Genomic DNA, 24,216 nt, shown 5'->3' on the forward strand with positions numbered 1-24,216 from the left:
GGTGGCCTGCTCAATGCGGCCGTTGCCGCTGCCAGCCCGCCGGTGTCTGCCACTGGGCCGCCCAGTCCACGAACTGCTCCATGGCCATGGGCCGGGCGATGCAGTAGCCCTGGGCCTGGGCGCAGCCCAGCTGCTGCAGCATCTGGCCCTGCTCGATGGTTTCCACGCCCTCGGCGATCACCCGGTAGCCGAAGGAGCGGGCCAGGCCGATCACGCCCTGCACGATGGCCAGGTCGCCCGGGTCGCCCATCATGCCGTGCACGAAGCTCTGGTCGATCTTGAGCGTGTCCATGGGCAGGCGGCGCAGGTAGGTCAGCGACGAATAGCCGGTGCCGAAGTCGTCGAGCGAGACGGTCACGCCCAGTTCGCGCAGCCGCGTCAGCGTGGCGGCCACGGCGCTGAGGTCGTAGAGGGCGGCGCTCTCGGTGATCTCGATCTCGACCTGGCGCGCATCGATGTCGGGGTGCTCGGCCAGCCTGTGGGCCATCCAGTCGGCAAAGCCGGGGTGCTGCAGGTGCAGAGCGGAGATGTTGATGCTCACGGGAAGGGCGAGGCCATGGCCGTTCAGGCGCCTGAGAAGGTCCAGGGCCGCTCCGACCACCCATTGCCCGAAGCCGATCTCCAGCTCGGTGCCCTCCAGCAGCGGCAGAAAGGCGCCGGGCGCAAGCAGCCCGCGCTCGGGGTGCTGCCAGCGGGCCAGGGCCTCGGCACCCACCACGGCGCCGCTGCGCATGTCCACCTTGGGCTGCAGGTGCAGGATGAACTGTGCGCCCGCTATGGCCTCCTGCAGGTACTTGCCCTGCTCGCGCTGCGCCACCAGGGCCCGCTCCTGTGCGGCATCGAACTGGTGGAAGCGGTTGCGCCCGGCCTGCTTGGCTGCGTACATGGCCTGGTCGGCATGGCGCAGCAGGGTGTCGGCATCGGCTTCATCGAGAGGGAACACGGTGTAGCCGATGCTGGCCGTGACGAGCACGCGCTCGGTGTCCAGCGCGTAGGGGGCGGAGATGTTCTCCATCACCCGGCCCAGCAGGCGCTCGCACTCGGCGGTGTCGGCCAGGTCGGGCAGCAGCATCACGAACTCATCCCCACCCAGGCGGGCCACGCTGTCGCCGGGCCGCAGGGCCCGCGTGAGGCGGCCCGCCACCATCACCAGCAGGCGGTCGCCTGCGCCATGGCCCAGGCGATCGTTCACGGGCTTGAAGCCATCGAGGTCCAGGTAGCCCACCCCGAGCTGGGTGCCGTGCTCGCGCGCCTGGTCCAGGCACTCCTGCAGCCTGCGCGCCAGCAGCACACGGTTGGGCAGGCCGGTCAGGGCATCGAAGTGCGCCAGCTTCTGCAGCAGCACCTCCTGCTCGCGCTGGGGCGTCACGTCGAGCGCCACGCCCAGCATGCGCAGGGGCTGGCCATCGGCGCCAAAGCTCACGATCTTGCCCAGGTTGCGCACCCAGCGCGTGCCTTCGTGGGGGGCGGGCACCTTCCAGGTGGCATCGAACGGCGTGGCCGGCCGTGCCGCGTGGCGCGCCACTTCGGCCGTGATGCGGTCGATGTCGTCCGCCGCCACCGCGCTGGTCCAGCGCACCGATGTCTGGGCGATGGGCCCCGGCGTGCGGCCCTGCATGGAGGCCCAGCGGCTGTCGCCGGTGATGGTGCCGCGCTCCATGTCCCAGTCCCACAGGCCCAGGGAGGCGGCAGAGATGGTCAGCGACAGCAGCTCTTCGCGCTCGCGCACCTGCTCTTCCTGGCGTTTGCGGTCGGTGATGTCGTGCACCGAGAACAGCCAGCAGGGCTCGCCGTCGAAATCGATGGCGCGCATGGACTGCAACACGGTCAGCCGGGTGCCCGGGCGCCCTTTGAGCGTCACCTCGTGGCTGGCCTGCGGGTCTGCCTGCTCAAAGGCCTGTATCAGCCGCTGGCGCTCTTCCTGGGTGAAGATGCCCAGCTCCACGGCCGTGCGGCCCACGGCCTCGCCGCGCGGTATGCCCAGCAAGGCTTCCCAGGCCGGGTTCACGTCCAGGTACTGCCCGTCGCTGCGGCGCGACAGGCCCATGGGGAAGGGCATGAGCTGAAAAATGCGCGAAAAGCGCTCTTCGGACTGGCGCAGGCGCTCGGTGGCGCGCTTGGCCTCGTCGATGTCCTGCATGACCCCGCGCACCCGGGTGACGCGGCCGTTCTCGACGACGGGCTCGCCCCGGGCGCGCACCCACAGCAGGTGGCCATCCGCGTGGATCACCTCCAGCTCCAGGCTCCACTCGGCACGATTGAGGATGCTGGCGCGAAAGTGGTTGCGCAGCGTCTCGCGGTAGGCGGGCGCCACCATGCGGTCGATGTAGTCGGTGGGCAGGGCCGAGCCGGGCGGCATGCCATGGATGTCGAAGCACACGTCCGACCAGTAGACCAGGCCCTGGCCGCGCACGTCCTCCCAGGCGCCCAGGCGTGCCAGCCGGCCGGCTTGCTGCAGGAGCCCGTTGAGTGCGCGCAACTCGTCGCTGGTGCGTTGGGCTTCGGTCATGTCGTGGAAAACGAAGACAAAACAGTCTTCCCCATCCACAAGCACGGACCGTGCCGACATCAACCCCGGGATGCGCGCACCGCCACGCTGCGCCACCAGGGGCAGCCGGTCCACTTTGCCATGGCGCTGGAAGGTCTCCAGCAGGCGCTTGCGCTCCTCGTCGGAGGCCCAGATCCTGAGCTCGGTCGAGGTGCGGCCCAGCACCTGCCCATGCGGGATGCCCAGCAGCTCGCAGAACGCGGGATTCACATCGATGTAGCGCCCGTCCGAGATGCGGCTGATGCCCGCTGCGTCGGGCAGCGTCTGGTAGAAGGAGGTGTACTTGGCCTCCGAGTCACGCAGCGCCTGTTGCGCTTCGCGGTGCGCGGAGATATCCACGTCCATGCCGATCAGGCGCAGCGGCTTGCCCTTGGGATCGCGCAGCGCCACCAGGCCGCGCGACATCAGCCAGCGCCAGCGACCGGCGGTATCGCGCACGCGGAACTCGGCTTCGTAGGAATCCTCCAGGCCGTCCATGGCACGGGCCAGCCGGGCGGCGTTGCGCTCCCTGTCCACCGGGTGGCGCAGGTCGTACCAGCGTTGCCACAGGTCTGGCGCAGTGCGATCGGCATCGGTGATGCCGAACAGGTCGTAGAAACTCCCTTCGCAGCGGAACTGGCGCGTGTCCACGTCCCACTCCCAGCGGCCACCATTGAGGGATTCAAGGGCCATGCGCAACTGCTGCTCGCGCTGGCCCAGGGCGTGCAGGGCCGACGTCGTGGCCGCCAGCGACTGGGCCTTGCCGATCAGCAACAGCCGGCAGGCGCCCAGCACCGCAATGCCGACACCATGGTTCCAGGGCAGGCTCGTCCACCAGTCCGCCGGGTCGGGGCCGGGCGCGAAGAGGCCGGCCACCGTCTGCACGACACCGCTGACCACGGGCAGTGTCAATGCCAGGCCCAGCACTTCGCGCCAGCTGCTGCGCCCGCTGCGCAGTGCCAGTTGCCGCCACAAGGCCCCGGTCGCCCAGGCGCCGGCCAGCACCCAGGTGCCGATGGGGGAGAGGGCGCCCTGGATCCCGAACCCTGCAAGCAGGGCCAGGCCTGCGGTGACGGCGGTGGCCCGGGCCCCAAAGCACAGTGCCACGAAGGCCGTGGCCGTCGGGTAGACCACCAGGGCAGGCCCCTGTGCCTGGAAATTGAGCAGCGCCAGCATGGCGGCCGACACCAGGCCTCCCGCCAGTCCCGCCAGCCACTCGGTGCGCCGCGAGGGGGCCAGCACCTCCATGGGCGGCAGCAGGGCCAGCGCCAGAACGGCCAGCAGCAGGAGCAGGCCGCCTGCCAGCAGGGTGTTATGCGCCATGGTGCCCGTAGCCCGGTCTGTGCGCACGCAGGCTTGCGCCCGCTACCTTGCAGGTGGCGTCAGGCTTGCACGGCAATCCCGTGGCATGTGAAGGCGTGCTGAAAACCGACGCGACAAAGACCATGCATCGAGTTTAGGGCCGTTCCGGGGCCACCCCGGCGGGGCTGCGCGTCCTGACAAGCCCGGTTGACAACAGCGTGCCGGTGACGATGAAGCGGCCCAGGATCCCAGCGCCAGCCTGACCCGGCGCAGGCGGCCGATGCGATCGCCCAGCTGCAGCCAGGCCATCAGCGCACCAAACAGGGGCGCCGTGGCATTTTCCTTGATGGGCTACCGGAATACGGCGGCAGGAGCGAGGCCCTCCAGAGCGAGGCCAGCAGCACGAACTCGCCGATCCACGCGGAGACGGGTTTCGATCCGGAATCGCTCATGCCGCCAGCGGGCGCGCGCCCTCGATGGCCAGCAGGGCGCCCTTGCGGTCCAGGCCGCCGGCGTAGCCGGTGAGGCTGCCGTCGGCGCCCAGCACCCGGTGGCAGGGCACGATCACGCTCACGGGATTGCGCCCGACTGCGGCGCCCACGGCCCGCACCGCGCGCGGGCGGCCCAGGTCCTGGCTCAAGGTGCCATAGGTGGTGGTGGCGCCGCAGGCTATGCCCAGCAGGGCGCGCCACACCTCCTGCTGGAACGGCGTGCCGCCCGACAGGTCCAGCGGCAGGTCGAAGCCGCGGCGATCACCGCGCAGGAACTGTTGCAGCTGGGCAGCGGCTTCCTGCATCAGGGAATGGCCGCTCGCTTCGGGCCAGGCGCCGGGGCCGTCCAGAAAAGCCGTGGGCTGGTGCCGCTGGCCGTCGAACCACAGGCCGACCAGGCCCTGGGGAGAGGCCGCCAGGCGCACGGGGCCGAGGGGGGACGGGGTGCGCGATTGCACGGTGGCGGGATGGAATTGCATGGGAAGGGCCGGTTCAAAGGGGTTTTTGCGCAGCAGCGCCGGGCAGGGGCAGCTCCGCCCAGGCGCGCAGCACGGCGTAGCTGCGCCAGGGGCGCCAGGCGGCAGACGCCTCGGTGGCGGCGCGGGCCGGGTTCTTATGGCCCTGCACGCCAAGGGCCTTGTGCAGTGCCACGTCGCCCGCCGGGAAGGCATCGGGCCAGCGCAGCACGCGCATGGCGATGTACTGGGCCGTCCAGTCGCCGATGCCGGGCAGGGCGCACAGCGCCGCTGTCGTGGCGGCCACATCCGCGCCGGCATGCAGGGCCAGGGCCCCGCTGTCCACCGCCTGCGCCAGCGCCACGATGGCCGCCTGGCGCTGGCGCACGATGCCCATCTGCCCGAGCACGTCGCCCTCGGCCCGCGCCAGCACGGAGGGTGGAGGAAACAGCCGGGTGAGCTCGGGCCAGGGCGTGGCGATGGGCTCGCCCAGCCGCTCCACCAGCCGCTGGCCCAGCGTGCGGGCGGCGGCCACGGTGATCTGCTGGCCCAGCACGGCGCGCACGGCCAGCTCGAAGCCATCGAAGGCACCGGGCACGCGCAGGCCATCGCCTTGGGGAAAGCGCTCGTGCAGCACGGCATTGATGGCGCCAGGCTCGGCATCCAGGTCCAGCATGGCACGCACCCGCGCGATCACCACCGGCAGCACCGGGTACAGGCTGTCGCTGGTCTGCAGCAGCACCTGGTGGCGGGCGGTGTCGAAACGGGCGCTGAGCCAGCCGGTGACCTCCATGCTCCCGGTCACGGCAGGGGGCAGGCGCACCGTGCGCCGCAGGGCCGGTGCGCCATCGCCCGCCTGCTCCACCCATTCCACCCCGAGGAAGCGGCGCCGCTCGAAGAAGGCGAGCAGTGCCGCCACGTCCAGCGGCGGGCGGTAGGCCAGGCGCAGCGTGCCCGTGCGGGTGGCGCCCTGGGGGCTGCCGTTCTTGCGCAACTGGCCCGGGTTGAGCCCATAGTGCTCGGCAAACGCCGCATTGAAGCGGCGCACGCTGCCAAATCCGCTGGACAGGGCCACCTGGGTGATGGGCAGGGGCGTGTCGGTCAACAACTGCTTGGCCGTGAGCAGGCGCCGGGTCTGCAGGTACTGCAGCGGGGAAACTCCCAGGGCCGCCTCGAAGATGCGGCGCAGGTGCCGGTCGCTCACGCCCAGGCGTTCGGCCAGCCGGGCGACGGTGGGCCCCTGGCTGCCCCGGGCCCAGCCTTCGGGCGCGTCGAGCAGGCGCACAGCCTGCTGAACCAGGATGCCCGAGGCGTCCTGCACCGACCAGGCCAGGGACTGGGGCGCCATCTCGGGCCGGCAGCGCAGGCAGGGCCGAAAGCCGGCGCTCTCGGCCTGGGCCGCCATGGCAAAGAAGCGGCAGTTCTCGCGCCGGGGCGTGCGCACCGAGCAGACCGGGCGGCAGTAGATGCCGGTGGAGGTCACGCCTGTGAAAAAGCGCCCATCGAAGCGCGCATCGCGGGTCTGCAGGGCCAGGTAGCGGCCTTCGTCATCCGCCGCTGGAGCGGCGGGCAATGGCGGGGCGAGGGGGCGGGGTGGCTGGGGCATGGGGGAATGATAGGTCCCGCCTACAGGCAGTCTGGCCGTTTTCGGACATGTGCCTCAGAGCGCCCTGGTCTACCGTTGAGGGGCATCCCCGGCGCAGCGTGGGGTGCCCCCTACAATCCAGCGCACCGTTCCAACGCTCACAGCAAAGGCCCCCCACGTGCAACCCACGCCCGCCATTTTCAAAGCCTACGACATCCGCGGCATCGTGCCGGCAACCCTGAACGAAGAAGTCGCCCTGGGACTGGGCCGTGCCTTTGGCACCGCAGCCCGTGCCGAAGGCCAGACCACCGTGGCCGTGGGCCGCGATGGCCGCCTCTCCGGACCGGCGATGTCGGCCGCACTGATCCAGGGGCTGGTGGAAGCAGGCATCGAGGTGATCGACGTGGGCATGGTCACCACCCCTCTGCTGTACTTCGCGGCCAGCACGCTGTGCAACAGCGGCATCCAGGTCACGGGCAGCCACAACCCGCGCGACTACAACGGCTTCAAGATGGTGCTCAATGGCCGCGCCATCTACGGCGAAGAGATCCAGTCCCTGCGCCGCACCATGGAGCAGGAAAGCTGGCAGCTCGCGGCCGGTGGCCGTGTGCGCCATGTGGACGTGCTGCCCGCCTACCGCGAGCGCATCACCGGTGACGTGAAGCTCGCCCGCCCGCTCAAGATCGTGGTCGACTGCGGCAACGGCATTGCCGGCGCCACGGCCCCGGACATCTTCCGCGCCCTGGGCTGCGAGGTGATCGAGCTGTTTTCCGAGGTGGACGGCAACTTCCCCAACCACCACCCCGACCCGAGCAAGCCCGAGAACCTGCGCGACCTGATCGCCGCGCTGCAGGGCAGCGATGCCGAACTGGGCCTGGCTTTCGACGGCGACGGCGACCGCCTGGGCATCGTCACGCGCGATGGCGTCAACATCTTCCCCGACCGGCAGATGATGCTGTTCGCCCAGGACGTGCTCTCGCGCGTGCCCGGCGGCAACATCCTGTTCGACGTGAAGTGCACCCAGCGCCTGGCGCCGGCCATTGCCGCTGCGGGCGGCGTGCCGGTGATGTTCAAGACCGGCCACTCGCTGATCAAGGCGCGCATGAAGGAGCTCGACTCGCCCCTGGGCGGCGAGATGAGCGGCCATATCTTCTTCAAGGAGCGCTGGTACGGCTTCGACGACGGCACCTACGCCGGCTGCCGCCTGCTCGAGATCCTGAGCCGCCATGCCGACCCGAGCGCCGTGCTCAATGCCCTGCCCACCAGCTTTTCGACGCCTGAGCTCAACGTGGCCTGCGCCGAAGGCGAACCGCACCGCCTGACGGCCGAGTTGCAGGCCCTGGCGGCCGGCAGCTTCAGCGCGCCGGCCGAGGTCAACACCATCGACGGCCTGCGCGTGGACTGGCCGGACGGCTTTGGCCTGATCCGTGCGAGCAACACCACGCCGGTGCTGGTGCTGCGCTTCGAGGGCCATACCGAGGAGGCGCTGGCGCGCATCGAGGCGGCCATGCTGGCGCTGCTGCACCGGGTCAAGCCCGACGCGAAGCTGGGCGCGGCTGCCCACTGATTTCCAGGCCCGATCCCATTTTTTGCGAACGCGTTCTCCTTGACCACCCCCATGCCTTCCTTGCTGTGCATCGCCGCAGCGCAGTCGATTTCAGCTCCCGGTGAAGTACGGGCCAATGTGCAGGGGCACCTGTCCATGGTGCACGAAGCCGCCCGCCATGGCGTGCAACTGCTGGTGTTTCCCGAGCTGTCGCTCACCGGCTATGAGCCTGCGCTGGTGGCCGGCCTGGTGCTGGATGCGCAGGACGCCGCACTCGCGCCCCTGCGCGACGCCGCCCGCGCCACCGGCATGGCACTGGTGGTGGGTGCCCCCGTGGCCCCGGTGGTGGCGGGGAACAAGCCGGCCATCGGCGCCTGGGTGTTCGGGGCCGATGGCAGCGCTGCCCTGTACCGCAAGCGCTACCTGCACCCTGGCGAAGAGCAGTTCGCCAGTGCGGGCAGCGAAGATGTCCACCTGCGCACGCTCGCAGGCCAGCCCACGGCCCTGGCCGTGTGTGCCGACACCACCCACCCCGAACACGCCCTGGCGGCACGGGAGGGCGGGGCAGCCCTGTATGCCTGCGGCTCGGTGATCTCCGAGGGCGGGTATGCCAGGGATTCCAGCCAGTTGCAGGGCTACGCGGCCGATCTGGGCCTGGCCGTGCTCATGGCCAACCATGGCGTGCCTACGGGCGGCTATGTCTGTGCTGGCCGCAGCGCCTTCTGGGCCCCCGGGGGCGAGGCCGTCGTGGCCGCACCGGGTGCGGGGGCCTGCCTGGTCATCGCCTCACGCCAGGGCCTGGCATGGCAGGGCCGCGTGGTCGACGTCGTCGCGCAATGAGGCGCAGCATGACCACCGCACGCGCCCTGTATTCCATGATGACCTGGGCGGCCCAGCCGCTGCTGCGCCGCAAGCTGCGCCGCCGCGCCGTGGCCGAGCCCGGCTATGCCGTGGCCGTGGGCGAGCGCTTTGGCCGCTACCCGCAGCCCATCGACAGCCTGGTGCTGCACAGCAGCACCGACCCGCTGGGCCAGTTCGTCTGGATCCATGCCGTGTCGCTGGGCGAGACGCGCGCAGCCGCCATCTTGCTGGCCGAGTTGCGTGCCCAGCTGCCCGGCATGCGCCTGCTGCTCACCCATGGCACCGCCACCGGCCGGGCCGAGGGTGAAAAGCTGCTGCAGGCGGGCGATGTGCAGGTGTGGCAGCCCTGGGACACCCAGGGCGCCGTGCTGCGTTTTTTGCGCCAGTTCCGCCCGGCCATCGGCATCCTGATGGAGACCGAGGTCTGGCCCAATCTGGTGGCGGCCTGCCGGCAGCGCGGCGTGCCCCTGGTGCTGGCCAATGCCCGCTTCAATGAACACTCGCTGCGCAAGGCCCGGCGCGTGTCTCCGCTGGCGCGCCCGGCCTACGCCGCGCTGACCGCGGTGTACGCGCAGACCGAGGACGACGCCGAGCGCCTGCACGCCATCGGCGCGCAGGTGCAGGGGGTGTTCGGCAACCTCAAGTTCGACGTGGTGCCCGACGCGGCGCAACTGGAGCTGGGGCGCGCCTGGCGTGTGCAGGCCATGCGACCGGTGGCCATGCTGGCCAGCAGCCGCGAAGGCGAGGAGGCACTGTGGCTGGAGGCCGTGCGCGCCTGGAGCACCTCGCGTGCGGATGCGGCACAACCGGTGCAATGGTTGCTGGTGCCCCGCCATCCGCAGCGCTTCGACGAGGTGCAGCAACTGCTCCAGAGTGCGGGCCTCACGGTGTCGCGGCGCAGCACCTGGAGCCTGCTCCCCGAGCCGGCGGATGTGTGGCTGGGCGACTCGCTGGGCGAAATGGCCCTGTACTACGGCATGGCCGACGTGGCGCTGCTGGGTGGCAGCTTTGCCCCGCTGGGCGGGCAAAACCTGATCGAGGCCGCCGCCTGCGGCTGCCCGGTTGTGCTGGGCCCGCACACCTACAATTTTGCCGAGGCGGCCGAACTGGCCTGCGCCGCCGGGGCGGCGCAGCGCGTGCCCGACCTCACGGCGGGCGTCGCGCAGGCCATGCAACTGGCGCGCGACGCGACGCAGCAGGCGGCCGCCAGCGAGCGTGCAAGCCGTTTTGCGCGCCAGCACCGGGGCGCGGCCCGGGCTACGGTGCGGGAGCTGCTGCAGCTGGTGCGCCTGCGTACGATCGGGCGGCATGAAGAAGACGCCAATGCCTGAGCCGCAGCCGCCGCGCATCCGCACGGCGGCTGCGGCCGACGCGCCGGCCATCGCCGGTTTGATGGGGCAACTGGGCTACGAGGCCAGTGAGGCGTTGATCGTCCGCAAGCTCGCGATCCTTCTGGCGAATGCCTGTGACAGCGTGCTGCTGGCCGAGGTCGATGGCTGCATGGCCGGTGTCATCAGCTTGCATGTGCTGGAGCTTTTCCATGCCGAAGGCCGGATCGGCCGCATCACCTCGCTGGTGGTCGATGCCGGGCACCGCGGCGGTGGGATCGGGGAGGCGCTGGTAGCCGCAGCCGACCGCTTTTTCACCGGGCAGGGCTGTGTCCGCGCCGAAGTGACCAGCGGCGATCACCGGACTGCAGCGCATGCCTTCTATGCGGCGCAGGGCTACGCGCCGGATGAGCGGCGCTTTCTCAAACGCTATGCCGGCTTGAGCGCCCAGGAATCTGGCTGACCTTGCCTGGGCTGCGTAAAGTAAAGGCCCCGATTGCCCTACGTCCCGACCACGCCCCCGTCGGCCTTGCGGATCACCACCGTGGCCGAGCGCGGGCGCCCGGCGGGGCGCTGGTCGGGCCAGTTGGAGAACTTGCGCGGCTGCTCGGGATCGCTGCGCTCGCTCGGGCTTTCGCCGGGGTGCTGGATGTTGATGAACATGGTCTTGCCATCGGGCGTCATCGTCGCACCCGTGATCTCGCAGCCCGAAGGGCCGACCAGGAAGCGACGCACCTCGCCCGTGCGCGGGTCGGCCGCCAGCATGGCGTTGTTGCCCATGCGCGCCAGGTCGCCCTTGCCCATGGCCGAGGTCGACATGTCGGTCTGCACCCAGAGCACGCCGCGGCCGTCGGCCCACAGGCCATCGGGGCAGGCGAACATGTCGCCTTTCACGCTGCCTTTGGCGTCCTGCCGCTCGTTGGCGGGGTCGCCCGCCAGGATGAAGTGGTCCCACTGGAAGCGGATGCCATCGAAGTCGCCGGTTTCCTTCCAGCGGATGATGTTGCCCATGCTGTTGTTGGCGCGCGGGTTGGCCGCGTCCACGCCGGGCTGGCTGGCGCCGCCGCGGTTGCTGTTGTTGGTCAGCGTGCAGTAGACGGCACCGTCCTTGCCCACGGCGATCCACTCGGGCCGGTCCATTTTGGTGGCGCCCAGCAGGTCGCTGGCCTGGCGCGTCTTGACCATCACCTCGCCCGCATCGGCAAAACCGTTGGCGGCCGTGAGCGGGCCCTGGCCATGGGTCAGCGCCAGCCACTGGCCGCTGCCATCGGCGTTGAACTTCGCGACGTACAGCGTGCCGTGGTCGAGCAGGTCGGCGTTTTCACGCGCGCCGCCCTTGCGGATCGCGTCCCGGCTCACGAATTTGTAGATGTACTCGAATCGGGCATCCTCGCCGGAGTAGACGACGGCGCGTCCGTCCTTGGTCACCGCCACGGTGGCGCCTTCATGCGCCGCACGGCCCAGCGCGGTGCGCTTGACGGGGGTGGAGCTGGGGTTGAACGGGTCGATCTCCACGATCCAGCCGAAGCGGTTGGGTTCGTTGGGGTTCTTTGTGGCATCGAAACGCGCGTCGTGCTCGGCCCAGCGGTAGCCCGCAGGCTCGCCCTTGCGCAGTCCCCAGCGGGTCTCGTGGGCGTTCGGGGTGTCGGGGCCCTTGAAATAGAAGATGAAGTTCTCTTCGCATGTCAGGTAGGTTCCCCAGGGGGTCATGCCGCTGCCGCAGTTGTTGAGCGTACCGAGCGGCCGTGTGCCGGCGGGGTCCGCTGCCGTGCGCAGCAGGGCGTGCCCGGCCGCAGGGCCGCCGAAGGCCATGGGCGTGCGCGCCGTGATGCGCCGCGCCCAGGGGGAGGGGCGCACCACGTCCCACTGGCCATCGGCTTTCTGCTCGACTTCCACCACCGAAACACCGTGCGCGGCCTGGGACTTGCGCACCTTCTCGGCCGTCCAGGTCTTCATGCCATCGGCGTGCAGCAGGCCGTCGTCGCTGTACTCGTGGTTCATCACCAAAAGCCCCTGGCGGCTGCCTTCCTGGGCGTAGAAGTGGATGCCGTCGTGGTGCATGCCGAACTGTGCCTCCTGCTCGGCGGCGGTGTTGGTGCCGTTCTCCTTGAAGGCCGGGCTATCGCCCGACAAGCCCACCGGGTCGCCCCAGGGCGCGATGGTCTGGGCGATGTAGCCTTCGGGCACGACGATGCGGTCGGCCGTGCCGATGGGAACGCTCTTGAAGCCCAGCAGCGGGCCGCTGGCGATGCCGGTACCGGTGGCACAGCCGGGCAGCGACACGGCGGCCAGCGGCGCCAGCAGGCCGCCGACGGCCGATGCCAGGCCACCGCCCAGCAAGGTGCGCCGGCGCAGTGCCGACACCTCGTGGATGCTGGGGTTGCCCGAGCGGTTGCTGTCTTCCATCGTGGCGAAGTCCTTGGCCATGAGAGTCTTTCGGTGGGGAGGGGGAGTGTTGTTTGACGGACAGGAGACAATGCCGCAGCACGGGCTCCGATGTGCTGGCCGCAAGGGAGCAATGCCACGCCAAGCGGACCTTGCGCCAGCAGCTTAGGATGCGAAGATGGCGGTTTGATGACTTGCGCACGACCCGGCCCGGGCCCGCTCACCGAGAAAAGAAAGCATGGAAGTCGAATTCAAATTCACCATTCCGGCCAGGCGCCTGGCCGCCGTGAAGGCCGCGGCCCGCCGGGGTACGTCCAGCGCGATCCGGCTGGAGGCGCGCTATTTCGATACCGCCGACAAGGCGCTGTCATCGCGCGGCATTGCCCTGCGCCTGCGCAACGAGGGCGGGCAGTGGGTGCAGACCGTCAAGGCCATGGGCGATGGGCCCCTGGACCGGGAGGAGCACAACGCCAGCGTCGATGGCGCCACTTCGCTGGCGCGCCCGGCGCTGCATGCCGGCACCAAGGCGGGTGAGCGGCTGCGCGCGGCAATGGACAGCGCGCAGGGCCCCCTGGTGGAGACCTACCGCACCGAGATCGACCGCGTCACCCGCAACCTGGCCTTTCGCGGCGGTGTCGTCGAGCTGGCCTTCGACCTCGGCCGCATCGTGGCCCATGGCGGCACGGCGCAGGAAAAGCAGGCGCCCGTGTGCGAACTGGAACTGGAGCTCAAGGAGGGGCCGGTGGCGGGCCTGGTCGAAGTGGCCACGCAGTGGGCGGCCCAGCATGGCCTGCTGCTGAACACGGTGTCCAAGGCCGAGCGCGGCGAGCGGCTCATGGCCGCGCAATGGGCAAGGCCCGCTGCCAAGGCCCGGCCCATGGCGGCCGGCAGCCGCAAAAAGCAATTTCTCAAGGGTCCGAACCTGCAGCGCGCCGCCGTGGCCAACTGCCTGGCGCAGATCCTGGCCAATGCCAGCGAGATCGTGGAAGGCTCGGCCAGCGAAGAGCATGTGCACCAGTTGCGCATCGGCATCCGCCGGCTGCGCACGGCGCTGCGCGAGCTCGATGGGCTGGCGCCGGGCCGCTTCGATCCCGCCTGGGAGCCACCGCTGGTCGATGTGTTTCGCCGCCTGGGCCAGCTGCGCGACCGGGAGCAGGCGCTGGACACCATGGGCGCCGAACTGCGCGAGGCGGGGGCGCCGAAGTCGGCAGCTCTGCCGGCGGCCCACGGTGCATCGCCCCTCGCCATCGTCGGCACGCCTGCCTTCCAGGCCGTGCTGATCGGCCTGATGGGATTCACGGCCCAGGCCCTTGCGGCCGAGGGCGACGGCGCGCTGGGCGCAGCGAAGGTGCGGCGGTATTTGCACAAGCGCCTGCAGGCGCTGCGCACCAAGGTCCACCGGGATGCGCGCCGCTTCGAATCCCTGTCGGTCGAGGAGCAGCACCGCGTGCGCAAGCGCTTGAAGCGTTTGCGCTTCCTGACCGAGTTCGTGGCACCGGCGCTCGAAGGCGGGGCGGACGATTTCCTGGCCAGCCTGCAGCCCGCCCTGTCGGCGCTGGGCCGGCTCAATGACGAGCAGGTGGCCAGCGAGCTCTACCGCAGCATGGCAGCCCAGGACCCCAAGGCCTGGTTCGGTGTGGGCTGGCTTGCGGCGCGGCGCGGGACGTCGGTCAAGGCCACGAAAAAGGCCCTCTCCCGGATGGGAGAGGGCCCGCGCTTTCGCAAGGTTTGAGCTGTGCCCGTCAGGGCGTGAGCAGGGCGTTGATGGCCTGCACGTCCTCGATGGTGAGCGTGCCGGCGGCCTGGCGCAGCTTGAGCGTGCCCAGCAGCACGTTGTAGCGCGCCTGGGCCAGGTCGCGCTTGGTCTGGAACAACTGGCTCTGGGCGTTGAGCACGTCGATGTTGATGCGCACACCGACTTGGTAGCCGAGCTTGTTGGCGTCCAGCGCGCTCTGGCTCGATGCCTCGGCGGCCTGCAGGGCCTGCACCTGGCCCTGGCCCGATTGCACGCCGAAGAAGGCGGCACGCGTGGCCTGGGCGACGTTGCGGCGTGTGGTCTCCAGGTCGGCGCTGGCCTTTTCTTCGAGGGCCAGTGTTTCCTTGACGCGGTTTTGCACCGAGAAGCCGGCGAACAGCGGCAGGTTGAGGGCAAGGCCCAGGCTGGCGTTGTTGGTGCGGCTGTTGATGCCCGGCGCGGTGATGGTGCCGGTGGGGTTGCGCTGGATGTTGTAGCCCGCCTGCAGGTCCACCGTGGGCAGGTGGCCGGTTTCGGCCTTCTTGGTTTCCAGGCGCGCGATGTCCAGGGCAATCGCGGCCTGGCGCACGCCGGGCTGCAGTTCCCGGGCGGTGTCCACCCAGGTGATCACGTTGTCGGGCTGCACGGGGGGCAGTTGCAGCGGCAGGGCCAGGGGCTTGGGCTGGGTGCCCGTGATGCCCACGAGTTGGTCCAGCGCGAGTTTCTTCACGCGCAGGTCGTTTTCGGCCGCGATTTCCTGGGCGATCACCAGGTCGTAGCGGGCCTGGGCTTCGCGCGAATCGGTCACGGTGGAGGTGCCGACCTCGAAATTGCGCTTGGCCGAGGCCAGTTGCTCGGACACGGCGGCCTTTTGCGCCTGCACGAAGGTCAGCGTGTCCTGCGCGGCCAGCACATCGAAATAGGCCTGGCTCACGCGCACCAGCAGGTCCTGGCTGGCGGCGTCGAGCTGGGCCTGGGCCACGTCCACGCCGCGCTGGGCCTGTTCCAGGTTGATGCGGTTGGCCGGGCGGTACAGGGGCTGCGAGGCATTCACGCCCAGGGTCTGGGTGGTGGCGGTGCGCTCGATGGGCGGGCGGCTCACATCGGTGTTGGCGCGCGAGACACCGGCCGACAGGCCGGCGCTGGGCAGCAGGCCGGCGCGGGCCTGGTCGGCGCGGCGGGCCGAGGCATCGAGCTGAAGCCGGGCCGACTGCCAGGCCGTGTCATAGGTGCGCGCAGACTCCAACAGCTCCGTCAGGCTCTGGGCCTGTGCGGGGGCGCACAAAGCAGCGCCCAGCGCCAGTGACAGGGGAAGTAGCCGGAACGATGTCATGGATGCCTTTCAGGAGTAGCTGCATGTCGGGGATGGGACGAAAGAGACCGGGGGCCTTCAATAGCGGGGCACGGCCGGGTCGTTCTCATGCGACCAGGCGTCGATGCCGCCACTGATGTTGGCCAGCCGCTCGAAACCCTGTTGCTCCAGGAACGCCGCCACGCGCAGGCTGCGTGCGCCGTGGTGGCACAGGCAGGCGATGGGCGTGCCCGCGTCGCGGGCGGCATCGAGTTCGGCCAGGCGGCCCGTGAGCTGCCCCATGGGGATGGCCACCAGCTCGAACCCGTCAGCGCGCACGCTGGCCGTCTGCAGTTCCCAGGGCTCGCGCACATCCAGCACCACGGGCCGGCTGCCATCGGGGGCGGTGGCGAACCAGGCGGCGAGTTGGGCGGGGCGGATGTGCTCGATCATGCAAAAAACTCCAGAGAAGGCAGGTCAGAAAGTGAAGCCGGAAGGTTCAGGAAAGCCCACCAGGCGCGGCGCGATGGTGTCCCAGGGCGAGGTGGTCTCGAAACGCTCGCCGGTGCGGCGGGTCAGGGTGAAGCGCATCACGGGCTCGCTGCCCACGATGGCGCCCAGGCGGCCACCGTCGCGCAGTTGCGCGAACAGGGCCGCAGGCACTTCGGCCACGGAGCCGCTGAGCACGATCACGTCGAAGGGGCCGTCCGTCGTACCGTTGGCGCCATCGGCCAGGCGGACTTCGGCGTTCTGCACACCGGCGCTGAGCAGGTTTTCGCGGGCCATTTCGGCCAGTTCGGGCACGATTTCGATCGACACCACCTGCTGCGCACGGGCGGCCAGCAGCGCAGTCATGTAGCCCGAGCCGGAACCGATTTCGAGCACGCGGTCGGTGGGCTTGATCGCCAGGTCCTGCAGGATGCGGGCTTCCACGCGGGGCTGCAGCATGCTGTGGCCCAGGCGCACGGCGTCTTCGGCATCGCTGCCCAGGAGCGGCACCTCGATGTCCATGAAGGCCAGGCTGCGGTAGGCGGGCGGCACGAATTCTTCGCGGCGCGCAACGGCAAGCAGGTCGAGCACGTCGGCATCGAGCACGTTCCAGGGACGGATCTGCTGCTCGATCATGTTGTAGCGGGCCTGGGCGACCGGGTCGCTGGTGTTGGCGGACGTGTTCAGTGGCATGTTCATGGAAGTTCTCCGTGGGGCGGGTGTCAGGACAAACCCTCGATTTTACGGGCCTCGGGCGCCTTCTGGCCGCGACCCATGCGCGCCAGGGCCCAGCGCGCCAGATCGTCCATGTAGCAATACACCACCGGAACCACCACCAGGGTCAGCAGCGAGGAGGTGATGACCCCCCCGATCACCGCCTGGCCCATGGGTGCGCGCTGCTCGGAACCCTCGGACAGCGCGAAGGCCAGCGGCACCATGCCGAAGATCATGGCCAGCGTGGTCATGAGGATGGGGCGCAGGCGCACGCGGGCGGCCAGCAGCAGGGCCTCGGCCCGGGGCAGGCCCGGCACGGTGGCGCCGGTATCGTCGGTATGCTCCTCGCGGGCGCGGATGGCGAAGTCCACCAGCAGGATGGCGTTCTTGGTGACGAGGCCCATGAGCATCACCACGCCGATGATGGAGAACATCGACAGCGTGGAGCGAAACATCATCAGCGCCAGCACCACGCCGATCAGCGTGAGCGGCAGCGAGGTCATGAGCGCCAGCGGCTGCAAAAAGCTCCGGAACTGGCTGGCCAGGATCATGTAGATGAAGACGATGGCCAGCACCAGCGCCGAGATGGCGTAGCCGAAGGATTCGGCCATGTTCTTGGTCGAGCCGCCGAACTGGTAGCGGTAGCCGGGCGGAAAATTCACGCTGTCGAGCGCCGTCTTGATGTCCGCCGACACCTCGCCGGCCGAGCGCTGCGAGACGTTGGCGTTGATGGCCACCTCGCGCGTCAGGTCGCGGCGGTTGATCTGGTTGGCGCCGGTCGATTCGGTCACGCTGGCCACCTGGTTCAGGCGCACGATGCGTGTCGTGCCATCGGCGGCGCTGATGGCGAAGGGCAGGCGCTCCAGGTCCTGCGGGGCAGTGCGGGCCTCGGGCGCCAGGCGCACGTTCACGTCGTAGGTCTGGTCGTCGGGCGCGCGCCAGTTGCCCACCGTGGTGCCGGCCACCAGGGTGCGCAGCGATGCCGCCATCTGCGCCACCGACAGGCCCAGGTCCGAGGCTGCGTCGCGCTTGATATCGAGGGCGATCACCGGCTTGTTGGGCTTGGCGCTGGTGTCCAGGTCCACCAGCCCGGGGATGCCGCGGATCTTCGCGGTCACGGTGGCCGTCAGGCGCTCCAGTTCCTGCAGGTCCGGGCCCTGCAGCGAGAACTCCACCTGTTTTTGCCCGCCCACGGCGTCGAGCAGGCCCACGTGCGTGACGGTGATGCCGGGCACGGTCTTCAGGCGCTCGCGCAGCACGTCGGACATGGCGTCCACGCTGCGGCTGCGGTCCTTGCGGTCCACCAGGCGCACGTAGATGTTGGCGTAGATCTTGCCCTGGGCGCTGCCGGTGTTGATGGTGGACAAGGTGTAGCGCACCTCGGGCATCTCGTGCAGGATGGCCTCCACCTGGGCCGCCTTGGCCTCGGTGGCTTCGAGCGACGAGCCCACGGGGGTGTAGAAATTGATCGAGGTCTCGGAGAAATCGGCCTTGGGCACGAACTCGGTTCCGAGCAGCGGCACCATGAAGATGCTCAGCACGAAGATGGCCAGGGCGATCGCCATGGTCGTCAGCTTGTGTACCAGGGACCAGCGCAGGATGTGCTGGTAGCCCTCGGCCAGCGCGTCGGTGGCGCGGTCGAACCAGCCCGTGACGCGGCCGATGGTCTTGTCGTAGAAGGTGACCGGCGTGGTCTTCTGGCCATGGCTGTGGATGCTCGGGTCGTGCCAGATGCTCGACAGCATGGGGTCGAGCGTGAAGCTCACGAACATCGAGATCATCACGGCGGCCACGATGGTGATGCCGAATTCGTGGAAGAACTTGCCGATGATGCCGCCCATGAAGCCGATGGGCATGAACACCGCCACGATGGACAAGGTGGTGGCCAGCACCGCCAGGCCGATTTCCTGCGTGCCGTCCATGGCCGCGTTGTAGGCGGACTTGCCCATCTGCACGTGGCGCACGATGTTCTCGCGCACCACGATGGCATCGTCGATCAACAGGCCCACGCACAGGCTCAGCGCCATCAGCGTGATCATGTTGATGGTGAAGCCGAACATGTTCATGAACAGGAAGGTGCCGATCAGCGCAATGGGCAGCGTCAGCCCGGTGATCACGGTGGAGCGCCAGGAGTTCAGGAACAGAAAGACAATCAGCACCGTGAGGATGGCACCCTCGATCAGCGTCTGGCGCACGTTGTTCACCGCCACGCGGATGGGGCGGGCGCTGTCGCCGATGGTCTCCAGCCGCACGCCGAGCGGCAACTGGTTGCGCAGCTCCACCACGGCCGCGTTCAGTCCGTCGACCACCTCGATGGTGTTCTCGCCCTGCGACTTCTGCACCGACAGGAGCAGCGTGCGCTGGCCGTTGTACAGCGCCAGGCTCTCCACTTCCTGCGCACCGTCGTTGACGCGGGCCACCTGGTCCAGGCGCACCGGGGCGCCGTTCTTGCGCGCCACGATGATGCGGCCGAAGTCCTCGGGGCGCTCCATGCGCGCGTCGATCTGCACCACGCGCTCCTGCGCCAGCGAGCGGATGGCGCCCACGGGCAGGTCCTGGTTCTCGTTGCGCACGGCACTGGCCACCTGGTCGGGCGTGACGCCGAAGGCTTCGAGCGCCTGCGGGTTCAGGTAGATGTTGATCTCGCGCTTGGTGGCGCCCACCAGGTTCACGGCGCCCACGCCGCGCACGTTCTCCAGGCGCTTTTTGAGGATCTGCTCGGCCCAGGTGGTCAGCTCCACCGCGCTGCGCGTGGGGCCGCCGGCGGAGGCATCGGGCAGCACGGCCAGCGACCACACGGCCCGGCTGGCGGGGTCGAAGCGCAGCACGCGCGGCTCCTTGACCTCGGTGCGCAGCAGGGGGCGCACGGTGGCCACCTTCTCGCGCACGTCCTCGGCGGCCTTGCGGCCGTCGATGTGCAGCTGGAACTCGATGATGACGACGGCCATGCCCTCGTAGCTGCGCGAGGTCAGGGCATTGATGCCGGCAATCGAGTTGACGCCTTCCTCGATCTTCTTGGTGACCTCGCTCTCGACGATCTCGGGCGAGGCGCCGGGGTAGTCCACCGTGACCACCACCACCGGAAAGTCGATGTTGGGGAACTGGTCGACCTTCAGGCGCTGGTACGAGAACAGGCCCAGCACCACGATGGCGAGCATCACCATGGTGGCGAACACCGGGTTCTTCAGGCTGACCTTGGTGAACCACATGGCGGGTCAGGGCGTGGCGCGCGATGCGGGAACTGCTGCCGGGGTCGCTGCCGCCGTGGTCACTGCAGTGCCCTCGCGCAGCTGGCCCATGCGGCCGGAGACCACCACCGTGCCTTCGGGGGCCCCCTCGATGGCGACCAGGGTCTGGCCGTCGACTGCGGCGCGCGCCCCGGTCTTGACCGGCAGGTAGGCCACCTTGCCACCCTGCACCGCCTGTATATAGGGCGCGGGCTTGTCGGTGCGCACGGCATCCAGCGGCACGGTCAGCACGTCGGCGCGGCCGGTGTCGAGCAGACCCTGCACGAACAGGCCCTGGCGCAGCGTGGGCGCACTGCGGTTCTGCGCAATGGCCAGGTACACCGGCACCGTGCGGCTGCCGGCCTGGGCGCTGGGGTTGATGCGGGCCACCGTGGCCACCACGGGCTCGGTGCTGCCTTCGATCTGCAACAGGGCCTTCTGGCCCACTCGCACGGCCAGCGAGTCGGCCGGGCTCAGCAGGGCTTCAAGCTCCAGGCGCGAGAGGTCGACCACCTCCAGCACACGGCCATCGATGGGCATGCGCTCGCCGGGCTGGGCCAGCCGCTGCGATACCTGGCCGGTGAGGGGGCTGCGCAGCACCGTGTCGTCGAGCGACTTTTTGGCCAGGTCGGCGGCGGCCAGCGCCGCACGGTAGGTGGATTGGGCCGCTTCCAGGCTGGCCTGCGAGGTGACGAGGGCCGTGGCCGAAATGAAGCCCTGGTTCACCAGGGCCTGGTTGTTGGTGACCGTGCGCTGGTTGATGTCCACCTGCGCCTTCGCGGCCTCGGCCTGCTGCTGCGCCTGGCGCAGGCGGGCCTGGGATTCGGTGGCATCGATGCGGGCCAGCACCTGGCCGGCGCGCACGCTGTCGCCTTCGCGCACCGTGAGGCCCTGCAGTTCACCCGCCACCCGTGCCTTGACCATGGCCGACTCGGTGGCGCGCAGCGAGCCCGACACCGGCACGCCCAGCACCAGGCTCTTGCGCACCACGCCCACCAGCTCGGTGGCGGCCAGCTGCAGGGGGGCCTCGGCGCGCTGGCTGGCCGCTTGTGCCAGCGCTTTCTGCTGCGCCTGGCGCGCGGCCATGGCGCGCCAGGCACCACCGCCCACCAGCACGACAACGGCGGCCGTGGCCAACCAGGGAATCCAGCGTTTCATGGGTCAGGCCGCAGAAGAAGAGGGAGGAGGGGAGGAGAGGGTGGGGGCGAAAGGCCCTGTGTCCGGGCGGGCGCACAGGCCGTAGAGCACATTGTCGACCTGTGCATCGATGAACTTCTCGGGTCCGAGCTCCAGCGCATCGGGCATGCAGGCGCCCATGGAATGCTTCCACAGCATCAGAAAGATCATCGGGGCCATCACCACGTGCACGGCGTAGTCCAGGTTCACGGGGCGGAATTCGCTGCGGTCGATGCCGCGACGCAGGATGCGGCGCACCAGGTCCTGGCCGGGTTGTATCACTTCCTGCTGGTAGAAGAGGGTGATTTCGGGGAAATTCTGGGATTCGCTGAACATCAGCTTGGTGATGCCCGAGGCCTTGGTGGCGCCGATGCGCTCCCACCAGACCTGGTAGCAGTGGCGCAGCAGCTCGCCCGTCGTGCCTTCGAAGGTTTCGAGCTCATGGCTCCACTCCTCGAAACGGCCCGCGATGTTCTGGCGCACCACGGCCTTGAACAGCTCTTCCTTGCTCGGGAAGTACAGGAACAGCGTGCCCTTGGACACCCCCGCACGCGCAGCCACGTCGTCCACGCGGGTGGCAGCAAAGCCTTTTTCGACAAACAGGTCGAGCGCGGCCTCCAGCAGTTCGCCGGGGCGCGCCTCCTTGCGGCGTTCACGCTTGGTACCGGCAGAAGGGGTGGTGGGGGCAGTGCTCAAGGGGCTTTCTAGTTAATGACTGACTGGTTAGTAATATAGCAAGCACATCTGCCGGCGTCAATTCAACGGAGTCTCTGCTGCGAAATAAGCCACTCCCGCACCGGTGTACGGGTAAACCCCGAGGCGAGATGCCCGTGCCTGCTTCGCGCCGAGAAATGCCTGCTGCTTGCACCCTCACCAAGGCGGTGCAAAGCACCTCGCAAGCCCCAAAAACGTGCGCACGGGTGCTCCACAAATGGGAGCGCCAACAGGGGTGCGGCGCGCGGGCGCAAATGTCCCTAAAACAGGACCAAATCGGCCCAAATGTCTCATTGACAGGACATTAGAGATATTCGACCATGAATCCATGTCGCCCAATCTCCCGCTGCCCAAGTACCACCAGATCTACCTGGTGCTGCGCGAGCAGCTGCAGGAGGGGCGCTTCGCCGCCGGCCTGCCGGGCGAGCTGGCGCTGATGCAGCAGTTTTCGGTGGCCCGCGTCACCGTGCGCCGCGCGCTGGAGCTGCTGCAGGGCGAGGGCCTGATCTCGCGCGAACCGGGCCGCGGCACCCGCCCGGTGACAGCACCCGACACCGCGCCGGGCGGCCCGGACGGCCACCCGCACAGCAACCGCGCCCAGCTCACGGGCCTGCTCGAAAACCTGGTCAGCATGGGCCTGCGCACGTCCGTGAAGGTGCTCGATGTGGAGACGGTGACCGCCTCGCGCGCCGTGGCGGGGGCGCTGCAGATCGCCGTGGGCGATTCGGTGCAGAAGGCGGTGCGGGTGCGCAGCACGCGCGAGGGCCCGCTGTCGCACATCACCACCTATGTGCCGGCCGACATCGGCCGCCAGTTCGGGCGCCGCGAACTCGCGCGCAAGCCCATCCTGGTGCTGCTGGAAGAGTCGGGCGTGAAGGTGGGCCGCGCCCACCAGACCATTTCCGCCAAGCTGGCCGACGCGGTGGTGGCCCGCCACCTCGACGTCTCGGTGGGCTCGGCCCTGCTGGCCGTGCGCCGCCTGATCCTGGACGACCAGGAGCGCCCGGTGCAATGGCTGCACGGCCTGTACCGGCCGGACCGCTACGAATACGAGATGCAGCTGTCGCGCGTGGGCAGCATCGATGCCAAGGTCTGGGTCAGCAAAGAGCTGTCGGCCCAGTTCCACTGAATGAACACAACGATCCCCTTCGACCATTCCCCAAGGAGTACGCCCATGAGCAACCGCCGCCATTTCCTATCCCAGTCGGCCGCCGCCGCATCGGCCCTGGCCTTCCCCCTGGTGGGCGGCGCGCAGGCCAAGGCGGTCAAGGTGGGGGTGCTGCACCCCGTGACGGGGGCGCTGGCCTATTCGGGCCAGCAGTGCCGTGAGGGCGCGATGATGGCCATCGAAGACATCAACAAGGCCGGCGGCATCAAATCGCTGGGCGGCGCCAGGCTCGAGGCGCTGCTCGGCGATGCGCAATCCCAGCCCCAGGCCGGTGCGGCCGAGGTGGAGAAGATGAACGAGGCCGGTGTGTCCGCCGTGGTCGGGGCCTTTGCCTCGGCCATCTGCCTGGCGACCACGCAGGCGGCCGCCAAGTACAACCTGCCGCACATCGTGGACGTGGGCGTGGCCGACCAGATCGTGGAGCGCGGGCTGAAGAACACCTTCCGCTTCGGCCCCGGCTACAAGAAATGCGCCGAAACCGCCGTGGCCAACCTGCACGTGCTCAACACGGCGGCCGGCAAGCCCGCCAAGACGGTGATGATCATCCACGAGGAGTCGCTGTTCGGCTCGGGCACGGCCCAGTTGCTGGCGCGCGAGCTGCCGGGCTACGGCTATGAGGTCAAGGAGGTCGTCAAGCACGCCAACCCGACGCGCGACTTCAACAACATCGTGCTGCGCATGAAGGCGATCAACCCCGACATCGTGATCCCCGCCAACTACTACAACGAGTACGCGCTGCTGGTGCGCACCATGCAGCAGCAAAAGGTCACCCCCAAGGCCATCTACTCGGTGCTGGGCGGCGCCGCGTCGAGCTACAAGTTCGTCAAGGAGTTTCCGGATGCGGCCAACGGCATCATCGACTGCAACCACTGGTTCAACCCCAAGGACAAGCGGGCGCAGGACCTGAAAAAGCGCGTGGAGGCCAAGGGCCTGTTCTTCAGCTACGAGCTGTTCATGACCTACACATCGATGTGGCTGCTGGCCGATGCGCTGGAGCGCGCCAAATCGGTGGACCGCGCCGCCATCATCGACGCGCTGGAAAAGAGCACCTTTGCCGACCACATCATGCCGTACGGCGCCACGAAGTTCGTGGCCGGGCAGAACCAGGGCGCTCAGCCGCTCATGACCCAGGTGCTGAACAAGGACATCAAGGTCATCATCCCGCGCGACTACCGCGAAGCGGACCCGCTCTTCCCGCTGAAGGCCTGAGAGCCCAAGACCA

17 protein-coding genes are annotated in these 24,216 nt (G+C 69.2%); 7 read left to right on the plus strand and 10 right to left on the minus strand.

Going from position 1 to position 24,216, the window contains the following annotated elements; all coding sequences use genetic code 11:
- Positions 1 to 10 precede the first annotated feature (10 nt).
- From U5N23_RS13755 to U5N23_RS13770, 3 genes are all read right to left on the minus strand, one after another.
- Positions 11 to 3,850, minus strand: a complete 3,840-nt coding sequence (locus tag U5N23_RS13755) for an EAL and GGDEF domain-containing protein (RefSeq protein WP_322593368.1) — start codon at positions 3,848 to 3,850, stop codon at positions 11 to 13.
- 427 nt (positions 3,851 to 4,277) lie between these two features.
- Positions 4,278 to 4,799, minus strand: a complete 522-nt coding sequence (locus tag U5N23_RS13765; RefSeq protein WP_322593369.1) for a methylated-DNA--[protein]-cysteine S-methyltransferase — start codon at positions 4,797 to 4,799, stop codon at positions 4,278 to 4,280.
- 13 nt (positions 4,800 to 4,812) lie between these two features.
- Positions 4,813 to 6,381 (minus strand): DNA-3-methyladenine glycosylase 2 family protein, encoded by a 1,569-nt coding sequence (locus tag U5N23_RS13770; protein ID WP_322593370.1) that lies wholly within the window; start codon positions 6,379 to 6,381, stop codon positions 4,813 to 4,815.
- 157 nt (positions 6,382 to 6,538) lie between these two features.
- On the opposite strand from U5N23_RS13770, the gene U5N23_RS13775 reads away from it, so the two are divergent.
- Genes U5N23_RS13775 through U5N23_RS13790 form a run of 4 tightly spaced genes read left to right on the plus strand, consistent with a single transcriptional unit; the run spans position 6,539 to position 10,558 of the window.
- Positions 6,539 to 7,927 (plus strand): phosphomannomutase/phosphoglucomutase, encoded by a 1,389-nt coding sequence (locus tag U5N23_RS13775; RefSeq protein WP_322593371.1) that lies wholly within the window; start codon positions 6,539 to 6,541, stop codon positions 7,925 to 7,927.
- Between the two features lie 51 nt (positions 7,928 to 7,978).
- Positions 7,979 to 8,746 (plus strand): carbon-nitrogen hydrolase family protein, encoded by a 768-nt coding sequence (locus U5N23_RS13780; RefSeq protein ID WP_322593372.1) that lies wholly within the window; start codon positions 7,979 to 7,981, stop codon positions 8,744 to 8,746.
- Between the two features lie 8 nt (positions 8,747 to 8,754).
- Entirely contained in the window at positions 8,755 to 10,098 is a 1,344-nt protein-coding gene (locus tag U5N23_RS13785; protein ID WP_322593373.1) for a 3-deoxy-D-manno-octulosonic acid transferase, read from the plus strand.
- Positions 10,076 to 10,558 carry a GNAT family N-acetyltransferase gene (locus tag U5N23_RS13790; RefSeq protein WP_322593374.1) on the plus strand — a complete coding sequence of 161 codons (483 nt, stop codon included), beginning with the start codon at positions 10,076 to 10,078 and terminating at the stop codon, positions 10,556 to 10,558. Before U5N23_RS13785 ends, U5N23_RS13790 begins: the two co-directional genes overlap by 23 nt.
- 38 nt (positions 10,559 to 10,596) lie before the next feature.
- On the opposite strand, the gene U5N23_RS13795 is transcribed toward U5N23_RS13790, so the two are convergent.
- Positions 10,597 to 12,522, minus strand: coding sequence for a PhoX family phosphatase (locus tag U5N23_RS13795; RefSeq protein WP_322593375.1), 1,926 nt, complete (start codon positions 12,520 to 12,522; stop codon positions 10,597 to 10,599).
- Between the two features lie 196 nt (positions 12,523 to 12,718).
- Between U5N23_RS13795 and U5N23_RS13800 the strand changes: the two genes are divergently transcribed.
- Positions 12,719 to 14,212: a CYTH and CHAD domain-containing protein gene (locus tag U5N23_RS13800; RefSeq protein WP_322593376.1), complete on the plus strand. Its 1,494-nt coding sequence runs from the start codon at positions 12,719 to 12,721 to the stop codon at positions 14,210 to 14,212.
- Between the two features lie 10 nt (positions 14,213 to 14,222).
- On the opposite strand, the gene U5N23_RS13805 is transcribed toward U5N23_RS13800, so the two are convergent.
- Genes U5N23_RS13805 through U5N23_RS13830 form a run of 6 tightly spaced genes read right to left on the minus strand, consistent with a single transcriptional unit; the run spans position 14,223 to position 21,808 of the window.
- Positions 14,223 to 15,548 (minus strand): TolC family outer membrane protein, encoded by a 1,326-nt coding sequence (locus U5N23_RS13805; protein WP_322593377.1) that lies wholly within the window; start codon positions 15,546 to 15,548, stop codon positions 14,223 to 14,225.
- Between the two features lie 57 nt (positions 15,549 to 15,605).
- A complete protein-coding gene (locus tag U5N23_RS13810) occupies positions 15,606 to 15,959 on the minus strand; it encodes a rhodanese-like domain-containing protein (protein ID WP_007850151.1) in 354 nt (117 codons plus the stop codon).
- A gap of 24 nt (positions 15,960 to 15,983) precedes the next feature.
- Positions 15,984 to 16,694, minus strand: coding sequence for a protein-L-isoaspartate O-methyltransferase (locus U5N23_RS13815; RefSeq protein ID WP_322593378.1), 711 nt, complete (start codon positions 16,692 to 16,694; stop codon positions 15,984 to 15,986).
- 23 nt (positions 16,695 to 16,717) lie between these two features.
- Complete coding sequence (locus U5N23_RS13820; protein WP_322593379.1) at positions 16,718 to 19,918, minus strand: efflux RND transporter permease subunit; 3,201 nt, start codon at positions 19,916 to 19,918, stop codon at positions 16,718 to 16,720.
- A gap of 6 nt (positions 19,919 to 19,924) precedes the next feature.
- The gene (locus U5N23_RS13825; protein ID WP_322593380.1) at positions 19,925 to 21,094 is read right to left on the minus strand and encodes an efflux RND transporter periplasmic adaptor subunit; all 1,170 of its coding nucleotides are present in this window, start codon (positions 21,092 to 21,094) and stop codon (positions 19,925 to 19,927) included.
- A 3-nt stretch (positions 21,095 to 21,097) separates the two neighbouring features.
- Positions 21,098 to 21,808, minus strand: a complete 711-nt coding sequence (locus U5N23_RS13830) for a TetR/AcrR family transcriptional regulator (protein ID WP_322593381.1) — start codon at positions 21,806 to 21,808, stop codon at positions 21,098 to 21,100.
- A 346-nt stretch (positions 21,809 to 22,154) separates the two neighbouring features.
- Between U5N23_RS13830 and U5N23_RS13835 the strand changes: the two genes are divergently transcribed.
- Both U5N23_RS13835 and U5N23_RS13840 read left to right on the plus strand, forming a co-directional pair.
- Positions 22,155 to 22,955 carry a GntR family transcriptional regulator gene (locus tag U5N23_RS13835; RefSeq protein ID WP_322593382.1) on the plus strand — a complete coding sequence of 267 codons (801 nt, stop codon included), beginning with the start codon at positions 22,155 to 22,157 and terminating at the stop codon, positions 22,953 to 22,955.
- 45 nt (positions 22,956 to 23,000) lie between these two features.
- Positions 23,001 to 24,203: an ABC transporter substrate-binding protein gene (locus U5N23_RS13840; RefSeq protein WP_322593383.1), complete on the plus strand. Its 1,203-nt coding sequence runs from the start codon at positions 23,001 to 23,003 to the stop codon at positions 24,201 to 24,203.
- The last annotated feature ends 13 nt before the right edge of the window (positions 24,204 to 24,216 follow it).

Origin of the sequence: Acidovorax sp. (genome assembly GCF_034519795.1) — a bacterium.
Lineage (GTDB): Bacteria > Pseudomonadota > Gammaproteobacteria > Burkholderiales > Burkholderiaceae_C > Acidovorax.